This window comes from Microbacterium sp. IEGM 1404, from assembly GCF_030056775.1.
Lineage (GTDB): Bacteria > Actinomycetota > Actinomycetes > Actinomycetales > Microbacteriaceae > Microbacterium.
Map to the genome: position 1 here is coordinate 509,535 of NZ_JASHKP010000001.1, position 19,005 is coordinate 528,539.

Sequence of the window (19,005 nt, forward strand, 5' to 3'; positions counted from 1 at the left end):
CGGCGCGATGATCCGACTCTACGACACGAGCGGAGGGGGGTTCCCCGCCGGGGACCCGGCTTCGCGGACGGCGAACGGGGCGGGTCGCGGGGCCGGTGTCGGGGGCCGCGGCTAGCGTGGAACACATGCTGGATCCGGATGCCGCCACCCTCGCCCGAGAGGGCGGTCGGGTGCCTGCGACCGATGCGGACTCCGTCCCGCGAGCGCTCGGCGAACCGCGGGCCGCGCGCCCGCTCGCCGAGGCCGAACTCGACGTCGAGCAGCGTGTCGTCGTCGACTGGGCGCCCGAGGCGAGCGGCGCGATCGTCGGTGCCCCCGGTTCGGGGAAGACCTCGACCCTGCTCGCGCGCGTACGCGCCCTCGTGGCCCGGGGCGTCGACCCCGACCACATCCTCGTGCTGACCCCGACGCGCCCCGCGGCGACGGCGCTCCGCGACCGTCTCGCCCTCGCCGTCGACCGGGCCACGGCCGGCGCACTCGCGCGCTCGGTGGCGTCCTTCGCGTTCCAGATCGTCCGCGGCGCCGAGGTCCGGCGCGGGGCCGAGCCGCCCCAACTGCTGACCGGGGGCGACGAAGACCAGATCATCCGAGAACTCCTCGAGGGCGATGCGCTCGACGAAGCCGAGGGTCGTTCGCGGTGGCCAGAGTGGCTCGGGCCGTCCATACGAGCCACCCGTGGTTTCCGCGGGGATCTCCGGGCATTCCTGGCCGAGTGCACCGACCTCGGGCTCGCACCGGACGACCTGTCCGAGCTGGCCGACCGGCACGCGGTTCCCGTCTGGGCGGCAGTCGGGTCGTTCGCGGCCGAATATCGCGCGGTACGCGCCCAGATGCGCGGCGCCCACCGCGATGCGGCCGATCTGGCCCGCGAGGCCGTCGCCGTCATCGACGAGGCGGCGATCGACCGCGAGCTCCTCGGACGCTTCGCCGCGATCCGCTGCATCCTCGTCGACGACGCGCAGGAGCTCACCTCGGGCGCCATCGATCTGCTGAGGGCGTGCCGGGCGCGGGGGATGGGCGTGGTGGCGTTCGGCGACCCGGACGTGGGGTCCGGCGCGTTCCGCGGGGCGACACCCGAGAACTTCGCGCGCCTCGCTGCCGAGCTCGGGACGCTCGCGGCGCTGGGCGAGCCGCACCGCGGGACCGCCGAGCAGATCGACCTCGTGCGAAGCGTCGCGGCGCGCATCGGCGCTGCGGGCGTGGTCGCCCACCGCCGGCCGCCGGCGGGTGCGGCGCCCGAGGGGTCGGTGCGCACCTTCCTCCTGCGTTCGCCCGCCGAGGAAGCGGACGCGATCGCCCGTCTCCTGCGCGAACGGCACGTCCTCGACGGCGTGCCCTGGAGCTCGTGCGCGGTCGTCGCCCACGATTCACGGCAGGTCGCGGCCCTCGAGGCCGAGCTCGCCGCGCGCGAGGTCCCGGCGCGCTCCAGCGGACCCGGGTCGGCGCTCGGTGCCCAGCGTCCGGTGCGCGACCTCGTCGCCCTGGTGGAACTCGGCATGCGCGACCCCGAGACCTGGTCGCCGGATGCCGTGCTCGACGCGCTCCTCGGCACGTTCGGCGGGCTCGATCCCATCGAGCTCCGACGCCTGCGTGCCGCGCTCCGCCAGGAGGAGCTCGCCGCCGGAGGGTCGCGCTCCGCCGCCGAGCTCCTTACCTCGGGCCTCCGGCATCCGCTGGAGTTCGCCACGATCGACACTCGCGAGGCCCGCCGGGCGACGCGCGTCGGCGAAACGCTCGCGGCGCTGCGGACGCAGTCCGAGCAGCGGGCGACCGCCCACGAGCTCCTCTGGACCGCGTGGGAGCGCAGCGGTCTCTCCCGTCCCTGGCGCGAGGCCTCGCGCGGACATGGGCCGCTCGCCGAGCAGGCCGACCGCGATCTCGACGCGATCGTCGCGCTGTTCCAGGCCGCCAAGCGGTTCACCGAGCGGGAGCCCGACGGCGAGGCCGCCGTCTTCCTCCGATCGGTGCTCGACAGCGACGTCGCCGAAGACCGGATCGAGCAGGCCGCCGTCGTCGACACGGTCCGCGTGCTGACGCCGGCCGCCGCGGCGGGAACCGCCTTCGACACCGTCGTCATCGCCGGCGTCCAAGAGGGCGTGTGGCCGAACACGCGGCTGCGGGGCGGGCTGCTCGAGACCTGGCGCCTCGCCGACGCCGTCCACTACCCCGACCTCCCCGCCGCGGGCATGCTCGATCGGCGGCGGGCCGCGATGCACGACGAGCTGCGACTGTTCGTCCGCGCCCTGTCGCGGGCGCATTCGCGCCTCATCGTCACGGCGGTCGACGACGACGACACCGGGCCGAGCGTGCTCTTCGAGATGCTGCCGGCACCCGAGCCCGCGGCATCCGTGCCCGAGCACCCGCTCTCGCTGCGGGGTCTGGTGGCGCGCCACCGTCGGACGCTCACGTCGCCCCGTTCGCCGGCGCGGGACCGACGCCACGCGGCCGGACAGCTCGCGCTGCTCGCGGCCGCTGACGTGCCCGGCGCCGCACCCGAGCAGTGGTACGGCGTGGCCGCCCCGAGTTCCACTGCGCCGTTGCGCGATCTGGAACGCGAGGACGTGCGGGTGTCGCCGTCCCGACTGCACGCGCTCGAGCAGTGCGAGCTGGACTGGGTCATCGGCGACCTCGGTGGTGATCGCAGCGGCACGACCGCCGGCGTCGGGACGATCATCCACGCTGCGCTCGAGACCGCGGCCGACGGTTCCGAACAGGCGCTGTGGGATGTCGTGGAGCAGCGCTGGGGCGCACTCGTCTTCGACGCCGCCTGGCGCGAACGCGCGGAACGCGTGCGGGCCCGCGAACTCATCCGACGGCTGGCGGTGTATCTGCGCCGCTTCGATGACGCGGGCGGTCGCCTCGTCGGCGCCGAGCGCCACTTCGAGGTCCCCATCCCCGTGGCCGACGCGGGGGAGCACGGGGCGATCCTCAGCGGCGACATCGACCGCGTCGAGATCACGCCGCAGGGCGAGGTCGTCATCGTCGACCTCAAGACGGGCAAGAGCGAGCCCCAAACCGATGTGAAGGTCGCCGGCAACCCGCAGCTCGCGGCGTACCAGCTCGCGTTCTCGTCGGGCGCCATCGAGCAGGTGGCCGGGATGCCAGCCGGGGGAGCGAAGCTGCTCGTGCTGCGTCCGACCGCCGCGACGAAGGACTATGCCGAGCCGCACCAGCCCCCGTTCGACGACGACGCCCGCACGCAGTTCGTCGAGCGGGTGCAACACGCCGTCGGGGTGATGCGCGGGCACCGTTTCGCCGCTCCGTACGAGGTGCACTGCCGCGACGAGTTCTCGTTCGGTCTGTGTCGCATCCACACGGTCTCGGCGGTGAGCGCGTCGTGACCGCGGTGCTGTCCGCCGCGACGATCGCGGCCGCGCTCGGCCAGTTCCCGCCGACTCCGGAGCAGACCGCGGTGATCGAGGCCCCGCTCTCGCCCGCTCTCGTCGTCGCGGGTGCGGGAAGCGGCAAGACCGAGACCATGGCCGGACGAGTCGTGTGGCTCGTGGCCAACGGGCTCGTCCGCCGCGACGAAGTGCTGGGCCTGACGTTCACGCGCAAGGCGGCGGGTGAACTCGCCGAACGGATCCACCGACGCCTGCACCGTCTGTCGGAGTTCGAGGCGCGAGGGCTGCTTCCTCGGCTGACCGCCCTGCACGCCGAGGGCCGACTGGATGTCTTCGCCGATCTCGCGCGGGCCGAGGGCGCGCGGGGTGACGCCGAGCGGCAGCGCGTCCTGGACGCGCTGGCCCAGGAGGGCGGGATCGACGGCGACGCCGGACGCGACGAGGATCAGCTGCTGCACCGCCCCACGGTGTCCACCTACAACAGCTTCGCCGACTCGATCGTGCGGGAGCACGGTCTGCGGATCGGCCGGGATTCCGAGGCGGCCGTGCTGTCGGAATCCGCGGCGTGGCTCCTGATGCGACGCGTCGTGTTCACGTCAGACGACCCGCGGCTGGAGGAGCGCCAGGAGTCCCCGCGCACCCTCATCGACGCGGCGCTCCGCATCGCTCGCGACAGCGTGGACAACCTGGTCGACCTCGAGCGGCTGGCGGCGTTCCCCTCCGACTTCGGCCGCATCGTCGAGCGCCCGTCCACCTCCTCGCGCGTCACCGTCTACAAGGACGTCGCGGACGCGGCATCCCGGGTCTCCGCTCTGGGGCTGCTCGCCGAGCTCGCGGGCGCGTACGACCGGGAGAAGGCGCGGCTGGGAGTCATGGACTTCGCCGACCAGGTCGCCGGTGCCCTGCGGATCGTCCGCGAGCACCCGGCCGTGGTCGACGAGCTCCGGTCCCGATACCGCGTGGTCCTGCTCGACGAGTACCAGGACACGTCGGTCGTGCAGACCGATCTGCTCTCGACCCTGTTCGCCGGGACGGGGGTCATGGCGGTCGGCGATCCCCACCAGGCCATCTACGCGTGGCGCGGAGCGAGTGCGGGCAATCTGGGCGGCTTCCCCGCCGCGTTCGCGCCGGAGGGGGGATGCCAGACCTTCTCGCTGCTGACGAGCTGGCGCAACAGCGCGAGCGTGTTGACGGCGGCCAACGCCGTCCTGGCGCCGCTCGCCAGCCGCTCTCCGGTTGCCGTGGAGGAGCTCCTGCCGCGTCCGGGCGCCCCGGCGGGTGTGGTGGAAGCGTTCTTCGAGCGTGACCTGGACAGGGAGGCCGACCGTGTCGCCGCGTGGTTCGCCGGCGTGCGGGCGGCTCGTGCGGCGCAGGATCGTCCGACGACCGGTGCCGTGCTGTTCCGGAGCAAGAAGCACATGGTGCGGTTCGGCGATGCGCTCGGGAGGCGTGGCATCCCGCACCGGATCCTCGGACTCGGGGGACTCCTCACGACCCCGGAGGTCGTCGATGTCGTCTCGGCGCTGCGCGTCATCAGCGATCCCGAAGCGGGATCGGCGCTCATCCGTCTGCTGTCGGGTCCGCGCTGGTCGATCGGCCTCGCGGACCTCCGCGCCCTCGCGCAGCTCGCGCGCCGCCTCACCACGCACGACGTCGCCCTGCAGCCGCTCGCGCCCGAGGTGGTCGAGCGTCTGCGGTCGACCCCCGGGGCCGACCGGGCGTCCCTCGTGGACGCACTCGACTTCGTCGCCCGTCAGACCGACGGTCACGGGTGGCTCGCCGACCTCACCGACGAGGGGCGCGCGCGTCTCCGCGAGGCGGGCGCCGTCTTCGCTGGCCTGCGCCGCAACATCGGTGCGCCGATCCCCGAACTCATCCGCCTCATCGAGACCGAGCTGCGCCTCGACGTCGAACTGGCGGCGAACGAGTCGCGCGGGCCGGCGCGCATCGCCTCCGCGCAGCTGCGCGCATTCGTCGACGAGATCCGCGGCTTCCTCGCCGCCGACGAGTCCGGATCGGTGACGAGCCTCCTCGCCTGGCTCGACCACGCCGAGCAGGCGGACGAGTTCGCGCCGCGTACCGAGCCGCCCGAGGACGACGTGGTCCAGCTCCTCACGATCCACGGGTCCAAGGGCTTGGAGTGGGATGCCGTCGCCGTCGTGCGCCTCGTCACGGACGAGCTGCCGTCGCTCGCCCGCGACACGAAGGGGTGGCTGGGATTCGGCATCCTGCCGTCGGAGTTCCGCGGGGACTCGGCCTGGTTGCCGGTCCTGGGGTGGCGGGGTGCCGAGACCCAGCAGGAGCTGAAGGCGGCCATCGAAGCCTTCGTCGAGGCGAACCGTGCGCGGCAGCTCGACGAGGACCGCCGCCTCGCGTACGTCGCCTTCACCCGCGCCCGCGACCACCTGCTGCTGTCGGGGTCGAGCTGGTCGGGCACGAAACGCCCGCGCACACCGAGCGTGTTCCTGGACGAGGCCACCGCCGCCCTCGGCCTCGACCTCGGCGTCGGCGACCCGGGAGAGGATCCGTACGACGGCGAACGTCGGCTGCTGCACTGGCCGCTCGACCCGCTCGGTGCGCGCCGGACAGCGGTGACCGCTGCGATCGCCGACGTGACCGCGGCGCGCACGCGTGCTCCGTCGGACCCGGATGCCGACCTGGAGCTTCTGCTGGCCGAACGCGCCGACCGCCTGCGTCCTTCGCACGCTCCCGCCCCCACGCGCATCCCGGCGTCGAAGTTCAAGGACTTCGTCGCGGACTACGGCGGGGCCGTCGAGGAGCTCCGTCGCCCGCTGCCGGAGCGGCCGTATCGGCAGACGCGCCTCGGAACCCTGTTCCACGCGTGGGTCGAGAAGCGGTCCGGCATCGTCGGTTCCGGCTCGGGGCTCGACGATCCCGGCCTCTGGGACGACGAGGACGACGGCGCCTCGGCGGCCGACGCCGAAGAGCTCCACCGGCTGCGCGAGATCTTCGAGAGGTCGGAGTGGGCGGGATTGCAGCCCCTCGAGGTCGAGACCGAGATCGACTTCGTCACGACGCGGCTCGACGGACGTCCGCACGTCGTCATCTGCAAGCTCGATGCCGTCTACCGGCGCGGCGAGCGATTCGAGATCGTCGACTGGAAGACCGGTCGGCCGCCGACGAACGAGGCCGAACGTCGGTCGCGCATGCTCCAGCTCGAGCTGTACCGCGAGGCCTACCACGCCAAGCACGGGGTGCCGTTCGACCTGATCGACGTCACGCTCTTCTACGTCGGGGACGAGATCGTGCTCCGCGGCTGATCAGCTGCCCGCGCGGACGACGCGCGTGGCCGGGGCGGGGCGTCCCCGGCGTTCGAAGGTCCGGTCAGGCTCCGTCGCGGGCGACGCCCCAGCGACGTAGCGCGGCGCGGCTGGCGCGCGCGGCATCCTCTTCGTCGTCGATGTCCTCGTGCCGGTCCGCCGCGTCGGCGATCTCGCCGGTCGATGGGGACCCGGCGTCTGCCGCGGGGTCGACGGGCGCGGCGGCGGCGCTCGGGGAGACGCCGGCGGGCGTCCACCCCTCGAGGTCGATCGGAGCGGTCGGACCAGGCTCGTCCGGGAGGTCGCTCACCCCGAACTCCGTCACGGTGCCCTCGGATTCGCGCGCCTGCGCGTCCGCGAGCGCGGCGGCGGCCGCCTCCCGGTCGCGTTCGGCGGAGAGATACAGCGACAGAGCCTCGGGGTCGTAGGCATCCGTCTGCATCGAGGTGTCCACGACCGAGGCGGCGGTCGGAGGGACCCGCTCGACGAGAGCGAGCGCGTCGTCGATGTCCGACCGGTTCGAGGCGACGATGTGATCGCCCCGCACCCCCTCGGCGAGGGCCTCCAGCAGGGCGACCGCGTCGGCCACCACCTCGGGCTCGCCGGCGTCGTGCCCGTGCACGAGCCATTTCGCGAACTCCAGCTCGGCGTAGAGACGGGCGCGCTCACGCAGGAGCGGGTCGGGTGAACGTTCGCCGGAGGCCGCGTAGCCGTCGTACACGTCGTCGACGGCGGTGGGGGCGGAAGCGAGCCAGCGGAGGTCGACGGCGGGATCGCCGACGCTGAGTCCCGACCAGTCCAGGATGCCGCTCACCCGCGGCGCCCCGTCGGCGTCGTCGACCAGGAGGATCGACGCGCTGGTGGCACCGCCGAGGACCACGGCGGATTCGAACCGCCACAGGTCGGGCTCGTGGAGCGCACGCCGCCACCTCATCATCAACCCGTCGGGCACCCTGCCCGTCGCGTCGGCACGGTCGAGGAGCCGCGCGACGTCATCGCGCACCTGCTCGGGCGCCCGGACCGGCAGCCCGTCGGTACGGACGATCGAGACGGGCAGAGCGTGGACGGCCGCGAGCGCGCCGCCGATGGCGGGCGCGTACCCCGGGCCCTTCGGAAGCTCGCCCGGATCGATGCGGTAGCCGTCGACGACGTCCACGACCAGCACGCGGTTCTCGCCGGAGCCGTTCTCGCCGATCACCTCGGGGGCGGCGAAGGGCAGCAGCGCACGGACACCGGAGGTCAGCGCGTGCAGGGCGCGGGACTCGGCGGCGAGGTCGGCCGCCGTCTCCTCGCCCGACGGCATCCGCACGACGACCGTGCGCCCGTCGGCGAGCGAGAGGAGCGCGGAGTCGAAGCGACCGGCCGCGTTCTCGGTGAGCGGAGCTGCGCTCGTCACACCGATACCGGGCAGGGCCGCCGTCGCGGACGCGGCTAGAGTGAGGGGCGAGCGTGCCATGCCCCCAGGGTAGGTCGGTCGCTCGCCCGATCCCCCCTCGCCACGCCCTTGAGAGAGGTGTTCGATGCCGCCGTCCGTTCCCGCGGTTCCTGGTTCTTGGCCCGGAGGGGCCCTCGACCGTGCCGGTGCGGAGCGCGACGTCGACGACCTGCTCGTCGCCCTCCGTGCGGCGCCCGACACGCGGGTCCTCCTCGTTCGGGGCGATGCGGCGCCCGTCGCCGACGAGCGGCTCGTCCTCGTCGGGGTTCCGGCCGTCGTCGCCGCCCGGGAGTGGGCGTTCCTGGGACGGGCGTCCGATGGTGCGGCGCTGCTGTTGGCGGTCGTGGAGGAGGAGTCGGATGCCGAGGCGCCGGCGGCGGCCCGGTGGTCGCCGCTCCGCGCGGTCGGCGGTGACCTGCCGGCCGACGAGGCGGAGATCCTCGGCACGGCTGTCGCACTGGCCGGCTGGCTGCGCGACGCGGCCTTCTGCCCTGCGTGCGGAACGCGAACGGTGCTGCGCCAGGCGGGGTGGTCGCGGCACTGCCCGAATTGCGGTCGCGAGCACTTCCCGCGCACCGACCCCGCCGTCATCGTGCTCGTGGCCTCCGCCGACGACCCCGATCGGGTGCTGTTGGGGGCGAACGCGGCGTGGGGTGGCAGCAGGTACTCGTGTTTCGCCGGATTCGCCGAGGCGGGGGAGTCGCTGGAGGCCACGGTGAGCCGGGAGGTCGAGGAGGAGTCGGGCGTCCGTCTCGAAGCGATCCGGTACCGCGGGTCGCAGGTGTGGCCGTATCCGCGCTCCCTCATGCTCGGCTTCCGCGCACGGGCGATCCGTGACGACGAAGCGCGCGCCGACGGTGAGGAGATCGTCGAGGTGCGGTGGTTCGATCGGGCGGAGATCGGTGCGGCACTGCGCGGCGAGACGGCGGTGCAGCTGCCCGGAACGGCGTCCATCGCCCACCGGCTCATCGACGAGTGGTACCGGGGCATCGAATGAGCGTCGATCCGCTGAGCGGGCTCGACGACCACCAACTCGAGGCGGCCCGCGCCTTGCGGGGGCCGGTCTGCGTCCTCGCCGGCGCCGGCACCGGCAAGACCCGGGTGATCACGCGACGCATCGCGCACGGCGTCGACACCGGTGCGTATTCGCCGCAGCGGGTGATGGCGGTGACGTTCACCGCGAAGGCGGCGGGCGAGATGCGCGGTCGACTCCGGGCGCTCGGGGTGACGGGCGTCTCGGCGCGCACGTTCCACGCGGCCGCCCTGGCGCAGGTGAACTTCTTCTGGCCGACGCTCGCGGGGGATCAGGCTCCGAGCATCATCGACAACAAGGTCCGGATGCTCGCCCACGCCGCCGACGGCGTCGGGCTCTCGCCCGACACCGCGACCCTGCGCGACGTCGCCGGTGAGATCGAGTGGCGGAAGGTCACGATGCGGTCGATCGAGCAGTACGCCGCGGAGCGTCCCGGCGGCGTCGGTCGCCTCGGCGTCGATCAGGTCGTGGCGTTGCAGAGCGCCTACGAGAAGCTCAAGGACGAGCGTCGGCAGATGGACTTCGAAGACGTGCTGCTGACCTGCGCGGGCATGATCGAGGCGGAGCCCCGGGTGGCGGCGGCCGTGCGGGAGCAGTACCGGCACTTCACGGTGGACGAGTACCAGGACGTGTCGCCGCTGCAGAACCGCCTGCTCGAACTCTGGCTCGGCGACCGGCGCGACCTCTGCGTGGTCGGCGACGCCAGCCAGACGATCTACTCGTTCACCGGTGCCGACGCGCGGTACCTGCTGGAATTCGACCGCACCCACGAGGACGCGCGCGTCGTGCGGCTCGAGCGCAACTACCGATCCACGGCCGCCGTGCTCGCCGTTGCGAACGACCTCATGCGCGGCCGCCCGGGCGCCCTGGAACTCGTCGCCGCGGAACCGCAGGACGCGCCGGTGCCCACGGTGCGCGCGTTCGACGACGAGGAGGCCGAGGCGGAGGGGGTCGCCGCGGCGATCGCCGCCGCCGTCCGCGGCGGCACCGATCCGCGCGACATCGCCGTGCTCTACCGTTCGCACGCGCAGTCGGCGGTCCTGCTGAGCGCCCTGGCGAAGCAGTCGCTGGCGGCCACCGTGCTCGGCGGCCGGAAGTTCTTCGACCTCCCCGAGGTGCGCCAGGCGCTCATGGCTCTGCGAGCGGCATCGGTCGCGCCTCTGGACACCGGTTTCCTCGCCACCGTCCGCGACGTACTGCGCAGCGTCGGGCTCACCGACGAGCCCCCCGCGGCGGGCGGAGCGCTCCGCGACGCGTGGGAGGCGCGCGCGGCGCTGCTGCGGTTGGCCGAGGAGGCGCCCGAGGGGACGGACCTGCGCTCGTTCACCGACGACCTGCAGGCTCGCGCGAAGGATCAGCACGAGCCGGCGACCCGGACGGTGACGCTCGCGACGCTCCACGCGGCCAAGGGCCTCGAATGGGATCACGTCCACCTCGTCGGGGTCAGCGAGGGTCTGCTGCCGATCTCCTACGCGCAGACCTTCGAGGCCGTCGACGAAGAACGCCGTCTGGCTTACGTCGGCGTCACGCGGGCCGCGCGAACGCTGTCGGTGAGCTGGTCGCGCGGGCGAGGACGATCGGAGCGGACACCGTCGCGGTTCCTTCGAGAGATCGGCAGCGGCAGTCTGCGCTCGGCCGATGCGTTCGCCAGGCCCGCTGGAGCGAGTCGACCCGCAGGTGCAGCGAGCGCGTCACGGGGTCGATCCGACCGCTGAGCAGATGGCGTGCGGCGCGGGCCGCCTCGGCCGCGAGGGCCACGTCGATCGCGGGTCTCGGGCGCGCGAGGAGCTGCGCGGCGACGAGGGGCCAGGAGGGGTCGTCCTGTCGACGGGTGGCATCCAGACAACTCAGGCATGCCGTCGCGCCGGGGGCGATCACGGGGCCGACGGTCGCGGCGGAGCCGTCGAGCACGAGCGGCAGGTGCACGACGTCGTGGCGCATCAGGTCGACCGCCCGCCGCGGGTCGACACGGTGCGCCGCGAGGAGCAGCACCCGGGAGCCCGGCGGCGCGGGGTGGGTCGCGGGCCCTGCCCAGTCCACACGGGGCGTTCGAGCGGGCAGGGCGGCCAGCACGGCGCGCACCGCCGCGGCGGGGAGGTCGTCGGCCACCTGGAGCGCGATCGGCGGCGTCCGCCGTCGTCGCACGAGCGCCGGCGAGAGCTGCGACACCAGGTCGTCGGCGTCGCGATCCCGGCCGCCGTGCACACGGATCAGCGCCCGGAGCGCCGCGCGCGACGTGCCGGACTCGAGCGCGGTGAGGGCGGGATCGGTCCAACGGTGGCGGTGCGCCAGGTGGGCCCGCGCGGGAGAACCGAACTGCACGGTGCCGTCGTGGCGCCAGAGCGGGGGAGCGGAGGGGTCGAGTCGGATCATGCCCCGATGATGGCGCGGGTGCGGCGCACCGGCGGCGTTGTCCCCAGGGCCCCGGCGTCGCGGGGGCCCTGGGGAGGAGGCCTCAGACCGGGCGCTGGTCGCCGGGCGTCGGCTCCTCGCCGTCGTCGTCGGCGGCCGGGTCGCCCTCCTCGACGGTGCCGGACGAGGCCGCCGTCTCTTCGGCGATGAGCTGCGCGAGCGCGTCGTCCATGGCATCCGAGGGGGCCGTCTCGCCGCGCGACGCGGCCGTCAGACGTGCCACGAGACCCGCGGGGTCGTCGATGTCCTCCGCCGTCGGCATGAGGTCGGGGTAGTCCCACAGCGCGTCGCGCCCGGCGACCCCGACGGCGTCGGTCACCGCGCGCCACATCGCCGCGGCCTCGCGCATGCGACGGGGGCGCAGCTCGAGCCCGACGAGCGAACCCAGGGCCTGCTCGGCGGGACCGCCGACCGCGCGGCGACGGCGCACGGCCTCGGCGATGCGGGCGGCAGAGGGGAGACGCGACGTGGCGTCGTCGGTGACGACGTCGACCCAGCCTTCGATCGTGGCCAGGAGGTTCTCGAGACGCGTGAGCGCGGCGGTCTGCTCCTCCGACCGCTGCGGCAGGAGGGCGCCGCTCTCGAGTGCGCTGCGCAGTTCGTCGGGCTGCGACGGGTCGAAGCGCGACGCGAGCTCTTCCAGCGCATCGGTGTCGACGCGGATGCCGTGGGCGAACTCCCGCACCTGCGAGATGACGTGCAGGCGGAGCCACCGGGCGTGCCGGAACAGGCGGGCATGCGCGAGCTCGCGCGTCGCGAGGTACAGCGCCAGCTGGTCGTCGGGGATCTCGAGATCGCGCCCGAAGTCCGCGAAGTTCTGCGGAAGGATCGCCGCGTCGCCGTCGGGCATCACGGGGATGCCGACGTCACCGCCGCCCACGACCTCCGTCGACAGGCGTCCGACGACGTGGCCGAGCTGGGTCGCGAAGAGCGAGCCGCCGACGGTCCGCATGAGCCGCCCGGCTCCCGCGATCAGATCCTGCATGTCGTCGGGGGCCTGCTGCCCGAGTGCGTCGGTGAGCGCGTCCGCGATGCTGGTGGCCACCGGTTCGGCCAATTCCTGCCACACCGGGAGAGTGGCGCTGACCCACGCGCCGCGGGTGACGGCCTTCGGCGGGCGCGGAAGGTCGCTGATGGTGGTCGCCTCGCCGAGCCACAGGGCGGCGAGCGAGAACGCCTGGTCCAGGTCGGTGCGCTCTCCGGCGGAGACACCCAGTCCGTCCTGGTTCGCGATGTGCAGCGCCTGGCGCTCGGCCAGACTCCAGTCGATGCCGTCCTGCGGGTTGGCAAAGGCGCCCTGCAGCTGGTTCATGACCGCCTGCATCATCGCCGGGTCGATCTGCATCCCGGACAGACGCGAGAGCTCCGCCGCATCCAGGCCGGAGGTGTCGCCCGACATCAGGCGCCGCATGAGCTCCTGGAACTCCTCCTCGGGGTTCCGGTCGTCGTCTGCCACTTCAGCCGCCTTTCAGCCGGGTCAAGGGGAACGGCATCTACGCTAGTCGCACGATTCCTCGCTTCTCTCGGCTCGGCCCCTCGCCGCTTACGCCGCGCGCGAACGACCCGGCAAAGGTAGGACCCGTGACCCTGTTCGACGAGAACGTCTCCGTCGTGCCCGTCCCTCGGCGACAGCGGAGTCGATCGACCGTCGTCGGCGTGTGGTCCCTCACCGTGTCGGTGCTCGTGCTGCTCGTCCTGTCGTTCCTGCCGTCGCCGTACGTCATCCAGCAGCCGGGGCCCGTCCTGAACACCCTCGGCACGTCGACCGACGCGGACGGCAACGAGGTGCCGCTCATCACCGTGCCCGACGAGAAGGACACGCCGTCGGAGGGCCGACTCGACCTGCTGACCGTCCAGATCAACGGCAATCGCGAGCGCACCCCCAGCTGGATCGAGCTCGCGCAGGCGTGGTTCGACCCGTCCCGCGCGGTGGTTCCGCTCGATCGCATCTTCCCGTCCGGTCAGTCGACCGAGCAGCGCAACACCGAGAACGCCGCTCTGATGAGCGATTCCCAGCTCGAGGCCTCCGCCGCCGCTCTCCGCCAGCTCGGCTACACCGTTCCGCAGGACGTGGTCGTGGGGACCATCGACGATTCGGGCGCGTCGGCGGGGGTGCTCGAGCTCGGCGACGTCATCACCTCGCTCAACGGTCAGCCCGTCGCGAGCGTGACCGACATCCGGTCGGCCGTGCAGGCCGGCGGTGGGGCACCGGTGACTCTCGGCATCGACCGCGGAGGCGCGCAGAGCTCTGTGTCCGTCACGCCGCGCCTGACCGATGTCGACGGCCAGCAGCAGTGGCTCCTCGGGGTCGGGCTGACCCTCACCTTCGACCTCCCGGTCGACGTGAAGGTCCAGATCAACAACGTCGGCGGACCGAGTGCCGGCATGATGTTCGCCCTGGGCATCATCGACAAGATGTCCACGGGCGACCTGACCGGCGGTCAGCACATCGCCGGCACGGGCACCATCGATGCGGACGGCAACGTGGGCGGCATCGGCGGCATCCGCCAGAAGCTCTACGGGGCCCGCGACGCCGGTGCCACGTGGTTCCTCGCGCCGCAGTCCAACTGCGACGAGGTGGTGGGACACGTGCCCGACGGCATCCGCGTGTTCTCCGTCTCCACCCTGCAGGATTCCCTCACCGCGCTCGAGGCGATCCGCGACGGAGGCGATCTGGACGCCCTTCCGACCTGCGACGGGACACCCGCCTCGGGATCGTAGTATCCACGGCATACCCCCAGAAGTGGCCGCCTAGGATGGACGGGTGACCACGACCTCAGCGCCGAACCAGGCCACGCCCCCGAACCGTTCACGACGGATCATCTCGATCTCGCTGGCGGTCATCGCCGCCCTGGTCGTGGCTTTCTTCGTCTTCGCGAACCTCTACTCCGACTGGCTGTGGTTCGCGCAGCTCGGTTTCACCGAGGTGCTCACGACGCAGTGGATCGCGCGGACGGTGATGTTCGTCATCGGTTTCCTCGCGATGGCGATCCCGGTGTGGGGCGTCATCCAGCTCGCGTACCGACTGCGCCCCGTCTACGCTCGGCTGAGCTCGCAGCTCGACCGTTACCAGGAGGTCGTGGAGCCGCTGCGTCGACTCGCGATGTGGGGGATCCCGATCTTCTTCGGCTTCTTCGCCGGCTTCGCCGCCTCCGCGCAGTGGGAGACCACGTGGCTGTGGTTCAACGGCGTCGCGACCTCGACCACCGACCCGCAGTTCGGTCTCGACACCGGCTTCTACCTGTTCGCGCTGCCGTTCTACACCACGGTCCTCGGCTTCGCTTCGGCGGTCGTGCTCGTGTGCCTCCTGCTCACCGCCGTGGTGTCGTACCTGTACGGCTCGGTGCGGGTGGGGCAGCGGGAGCTGCGCATCTCCAAGGCCGCACGCATCCAGCTCGCGATCCTCGCCGGCCTGTACCTGCTCCTGCAGGGCGGGAGCCTCTGGCTCGACCGCTACACGACGCTGGTCAACCAAGAGGACCGCATCACCGGCCCGGGATACGTGGGCGTGAACGCCGTCATCCCCGGTCAGACGATCCTTGCGATCGCCGCCGTCATCGTCGCGCTCGCGTTCTTCGTGACCGCGGTCATCGGGCGCTGGCGCTACCCCCTCATCGCGACGGCGCTGCTCGTGGTCTCGGCCATCGTCGTCGGCGCGGCGATCCCGTGGGCGGTCACGACCTTCCAGGTGCGCCCGAACCAGCTCGCCCTCGAGAGCCAGTACTACCAGCGCAACATCGACAGCACGAAGGCCGCGTACGGCATCGACGGCATCGAGAAGGAGAACTTCGCCGCCGCCACGACCGCCGAGGCCGGTCAGCTGCGCAACGACGCCTCGTCCACGGCCCAGCTGCGCATCATGGACCCGGCGATCATCGGTCCGACCGTCCGTCAGCTGCAGCAGTACCGCGCGTACTACCAGTTCAACAACCCGCTCGACGTCGACCGCTACACGATCAACGGTCAGACGCAGGATGCCGTGGTGTCGCTGCGCGAGCTCAACATCGGTCAGCTCGGCGACGCCGCGTCCTGGCAGAACACCACGCTCGTCTACACCCACGGCTACGGCATGGTCGCGGCCGCGGGCAACGAGCGCACGGATGACGGCGACCCGGTGTTCCTGGAGCAGGCCATCCCCGGCACCGGCTTCCTCACCGATCTCAAGTACGAGCCGCGCGTCTACTTCGGCGAGCAGTCGCCGCCGTACTCGATCGTCGGCGGCCCCGAGGGCGGCGAGGACATCGAGCTCGACTATCCCCTCGGTGCCGACGGCGGCACGGAGACCCGCACGACCTTCCGCGGCGACGGGGGACCGAGTGTCGGCAACGTCTTCAACCGCCTGATCTACGCGCTGAAGTTCCAGTCGGAGCAGATCCTGTTCTCGGACTACGTCAACGAGGACTCCCAGATCCTCTACGACCGAAACCCGAAGGAGCGCGTCCAGAAGGTCGCGCCGTACCTGACGCTCGACAGCGACCCGTACCCGACGGTGGTCGACGGGCGGGTCAAGTGGGTCATCGACGGCTACACCACGAGCGCGAACTACCCGTACTCCTCGGGCGTCTCGCTGTCGCGGGCGATCGCCGACTCGAACACCCCGTCGCCGACGTACTCGCTCGACAACATCAACTACATCCGCAACTCGGTGAAGGCCACCGTCGACGCCTACGACGGCAAGGTCACGCTGTACGCGTGGGACGACCAGGACCCGATCCTGCAGGCGTGGCAGAAGATCTACCCCACGAGCCTCCAGCCGTGGAGCGAGATGTCGGCCGACCTCATGAGCCACGTCCGCTACCCGACCGACCTTCTGAAGGTGCAGCGGTCGATGCTGGGCGTGTACCACGTCGATGACGCGCGGTCGTTCTTCCAGCAGGACAACCGGTGGACGACGCCGAACGACCCGCAGAACGCCAACGAGCTGCAGCCGCCGTACTACCTGACGATGAAGATGCCCGGTCAGGACGCTCCGTCGTACTCGATGTTCACGAGCTTCATCCCGGCATCCCAGGGGCAGGCGCGTAACGTCCTGACGGGGTATCTGGCGGTGGACTCGGATGCCGGTGATCAGAAGGGCGCTAAACGCGGCGACTACGGTCGATTGCGCATGCTCGTGATCGATGCCGAGACGCCGGTGCCCGGCCCCGGTCAGGTGCAGAACACCTTCGACTCGGATACCACCGTGTCCTCGCAGATCAACATCCTGAAGCAGGGCCAGTCGCAGGTGCTCAACGGTAACCTGCTCACGCTCCCCGTCGGCGGCGGTCTGCTGTACGTGCAGCCGGTCTTCGTCCAGTCCTCCGGTGGCACGCAGCTTCCGCAGCTGCGGCGCGTGCTCGTGGCGTTCGGTAACAAGATCGCGTTCGAGAACACCCTTAGCGAGGCGCTGGACTCGCTGTTCGGCGGTGATTCCGGTGCGGCCACGGGCGACGAGTCGGTCACCCCGACCGACCAGACCGGCACGGGCGGCGATGGAACGTCGACCACGCCGACGGCCCCGGCCGGTGACTACGCGGCGGCGTTGGCCGAGGCTCAGGCGGCCCTCCAGGCGAAGCAGGAGGCGCTGACCTCGGGTGATCTCGCGGCCTTCGCCACGCAGGACGCCCGTCTCAACGCGGCCGTGCAGCGTCTGATCGAACTCGAGAATCAGGCCCAGGGTGGGACGGCGACGCCGTCGCCGACCCCGACGCCCGGCGGCTGACCCGCGCACGCGGGAGAGGCCGGTTCCCTTCGGGGAGCCGGCCTCTCCCGCATTCCGCGCGGGCATTCCGCGCGGGCGCCGCCGCGGTCGCGCCGCACCCGCGGTCGCGCCGCACCCGTGACCCCGCGCCGGCCGAGCGGCATCCCCCGTTTCGGTGTCCAAGACACGCGGATGGCGGTGGTCGGCATCCGCGTGTCCTGGACACTCAGGATGCCGCCGGCGCAGAGACCCGTCCGCAGCGGTGCCTCAAGCGCTGAGGAACCACCACCAGATGAGCAGCATCGTCGTGCCGAAGCCCGCGATCTGGTTGAGCCAGAGGAATCGGTTCCACCCCGCGGTGGCGGTGTCGGAGGTGGCATCCGTGACGTTGCGGTACGGCCAGCACACCACGAGGTAGGGGATCACGAGCAGCGCCGCGAGCGGTCCGGGCCACGCGGTGAACAGCATGACGACGCCGGCGAGCGCGTAGGCCGTCAGGGCGAACCGCACCGTCCACCGCGCGCCGCGGGCGGTGGCGATCGACGAGATGTCGGCTGCGCGGTCGGCTTCGACGTCCTGGACGGCGCCGAAGGCGTGCGAGGCGATTCCCCACAACGCGAAGGCGACGAGCACGGCCACGAGCTGCCACGTCCAGGTGGCACCGGCGAGGACGAGACCGTACACGGCGGGGGAGAAGAAGTGGATGCTGCTGGTCACCGAGTCGGCGAAGGGGCGCTCCTTCAGCCGCAGCGGGGGAGCGGAGTAGAACACCACGAAGAACAGACTCAGGGCGAGCACGAGCCACGACAGCGGGGACCCGACGACGACGAGGAAGACGACGAACGGCAGGCACGACAGCGCCGATGCCCACAGGGTGATCGGGTGCATGCGCTTGGCGAGCACCGCGCCGTGCGTTCCTCCCTTGCGGGGGTTGCGCAGGTCGGATTCATAGTCGAAGACGTCGTTCACCCCGTACATGGCGAGGTTGTAGGGGACGAGGAAGAACAGGATGCCGACGACGAGGACGACATCGACCTGACGGGTGGTGAGCAGGTAGGCGGCCGCGAACGGGAACGCGGTGTTGATCCAGCTCACGGGTCGCGAAGAGACGAACAGCTCCCTCAGCACGCGTCCCGGGGTCAGGGCGGGGGTGGTCATGCGGTTTCCCTCCGGGCGGGGGCGAGAGTGAAGAGGGCGGGGACGAGGAACGCCGCGCACAGGGGGTACGCGAAGTCCTCCAGCGGTGCCAGGCCGATTCTGAGTCCGCTGAGGTGCTCCGGCGGGTAGGAGAACAGTCCGACGGCGATCATGACGTTGTCGAAGACGGCGGTCAACGCGACGAGCACGAGCGCGGTCCAGCACGATGCGCGCATGCGCCGCGCGAAGCCGGGACGTCTCGCGCTCAGCAGGGTCACGACGGCCGTCACGGCGACGAAGGGGAGGACGATCAGCGCATACGTCACGACGCGGACTCCTCCGCCTCGACGCGCGCCGGGGAACCGGCATCCCGCTTCGCCTGACGCCGCTCGAACACCGTCCACAGCACGACCGCGAGGTAGCTGAGGAAGAGGAGGAAGAACACCTCTTCGAGCGGCAGGTGCGGGGCCAGATCGATGCCGACGAACAGCGGGCTGTGGCCCTTCACGAAGACCCCGGTCAGGATGCCGACCGCGTCCCACAGGAGGAAGAACACCGTTCCGAGCCCCACCGCCAGAAGCGTCCGACGCGGCGCCGTCCGCAGGGCGAGACCGAATCGGAGATCGAGGGCGATCATGCCCGCCAGCGAGAACAGGATCGCGCCCAGGTAGATCCCGGGCACC

11 protein-coding genes are annotated in these 19,005 nt (G+C 72.0%); 6 read left to right on the top strand and 5 right to left on the bottom strand.

Annotated elements, in window-relative coordinates; genetic code table 11:
* Positions 1-125 precede the first annotated feature (125 nt).
* Together QM517_RS02660 and QM517_RS02665 are read left to right on the top strand one after the other, a co-directional pair.
* Complete coding sequence (locus QM517_RS02660) at positions 126-3,341, top strand: ATP-dependent helicase (RefSeq protein WP_283285001.1); 3,216 nt, start codon at positions 126-128, stop codon at positions 3,339-3,341.
* Positions 3,302-6,625, top strand: a complete 3,324-nt coding sequence (locus QM517_RS02665; protein ID WP_283285003.1) for an ATP-dependent DNA helicase — start codon at positions 3,302-3,304, stop codon at positions 6,623-6,625. Before QM517_RS02660 ends, QM517_RS02665 begins: the two co-directional genes overlap by 40 nt.
* A gap of 64 nt (positions 6,626-6,689) precedes the next feature.
* Here the strand turns inward: QM517_RS02665 and QM517_RS02670 are convergent, their stop codons facing one another.
* Complete coding sequence (locus tag QM517_RS02670) at positions 6,690-8,081, bottom strand: phosphotransferase (RefSeq protein ID WP_283285005.1); 1,392 nt, start codon at positions 8,079-8,081, stop codon at positions 6,690-6,692.
* A gap of 64 nt (positions 8,082-8,145) precedes the next feature.
* On the opposite strand from QM517_RS02670, the gene nudC reads away from it, so the two are divergent.
* Positions 8,146-9,057 (top strand): NAD(+) diphosphatase, encoded by a 912-nt coding sequence (nudC, locus tag QM517_RS02675; protein WP_283285007.1) that lies wholly within the window; start codon positions 8,146-8,148, stop codon positions 9,055-9,057.
* Positions 9,054-10,808: an ATP-dependent helicase gene (locus tag QM517_RS02680; RefSeq protein ID WP_283285010.1), complete on the top strand. Its 1,755-nt coding sequence runs from the start codon at positions 9,054-9,056 to the stop codon at positions 10,806-10,808. The genes nudC and QM517_RS02680 overlap by 4 nt, the downstream gene beginning before the upstream one ends.
* 740 nt (positions 10,809-11,548) lie before the next feature.
* Here QM517_RS02680 and QM517_RS02685 read toward each other — a convergent pair.
* Positions 11,549-12,961, bottom strand: coding sequence for a zinc-dependent metalloprotease (locus QM517_RS02685; protein WP_283285013.1), 1,413 nt, complete (start codon positions 12,959-12,961; stop codon positions 11,549-11,551).
* Positions 12,962-13,086: 125 nt separating this feature from the next.
* Here QM517_RS02685 and QM517_RS02690 point away from each other — a divergent pair, with 125 nt between their 5' ends.
* A complete protein-coding gene (locus QM517_RS02690; protein ID WP_283285014.1) occupies positions 13,087-14,226 on the top strand; it encodes a YlbL family protein in 1,140 nt (379 codons plus the stop codon).
* A gap of 43 nt (positions 14,227-14,269) precedes the next feature.
* Positions 14,270-17,206: a UPF0182 family membrane protein gene (locus tag QM517_RS02695; RefSeq protein WP_283285016.1), complete on the top strand. Its 2,937-nt coding sequence runs from the start codon at positions 14,270-14,272 to the stop codon at positions 17,204-17,206.
* 246 nt (positions 17,207-17,452) lie between these two features.
* Here QM517_RS02695 and QM517_RS02700 read toward each other — a convergent pair whose 3' ends face one another.
* From QM517_RS02700 to QM517_RS02710, 3 genes are read right to left on the bottom strand one after another with little or no spacing between them, the layout of a single operon-like run.
* Complete coding sequence (locus tag QM517_RS02700; RefSeq protein WP_283285017.1) at positions 17,453-18,343, bottom strand: prenyltransferase; 891 nt, start codon at positions 18,341-18,343, stop codon at positions 17,453-17,455.
* Positions 18,340-18,648 (bottom strand): lycopene cyclase domain-containing protein, encoded by a 309-nt coding sequence (locus QM517_RS02705; protein ID WP_283285020.1) that lies wholly within the window; start codon positions 18,646-18,648, stop codon positions 18,340-18,342. The genes QM517_RS02700 and QM517_RS02705 overlap by 4 nt, the downstream gene beginning before the upstream one ends.
* Positions 18,645-19,004: a lycopene cyclase domain-containing protein gene (locus tag QM517_RS02710; RefSeq protein WP_077051759.1), complete on the bottom strand. Its 360-nt coding sequence runs from the start codon at positions 19,002-19,004 to the stop codon at positions 18,645-18,647. Before QM517_RS02710 ends, QM517_RS02705 begins: the two co-directional genes overlap by 4 nt.
* Between the last annotated feature and the right edge of the window lies 1 nt (position 19,005).

Coding starts and splice junctions, on each gene's coding strand:
- nudC (WP_283285007.1), top strand. CDS start 8,146: ATGCCGCCGTCCGTTCCCGCGGTTCCTGGTTCTTGGCCCGGAGGGGCC.
- QM517_RS02700 (WP_283285017.1), bottom strand. CDS start 18,343: ATGACCACCCCCGCCCTGACCCCGGGACGCGTGCTGAGGGAGCTGTTC.
- QM517_RS02660 (WP_283285001.1), top strand. CDS start 126: ATGCTGGATCCGGATGCCGCCACCCTCGCCCGAGAGGGCGGTCGGGTG.
- QM517_RS02680 (WP_283285010.1), top strand. CDS start 9,054: ATGAGCGTCGATCCGCTGAGCGGGCTCGACGACCACCAACTCGAGGCG.
- QM517_RS02670 (WP_283285005.1), bottom strand. CDS start 8,081: ATGGCACGCTCGCCCCTCACTCTAGCCGCGTCCGCGACGGCGGCCCTG.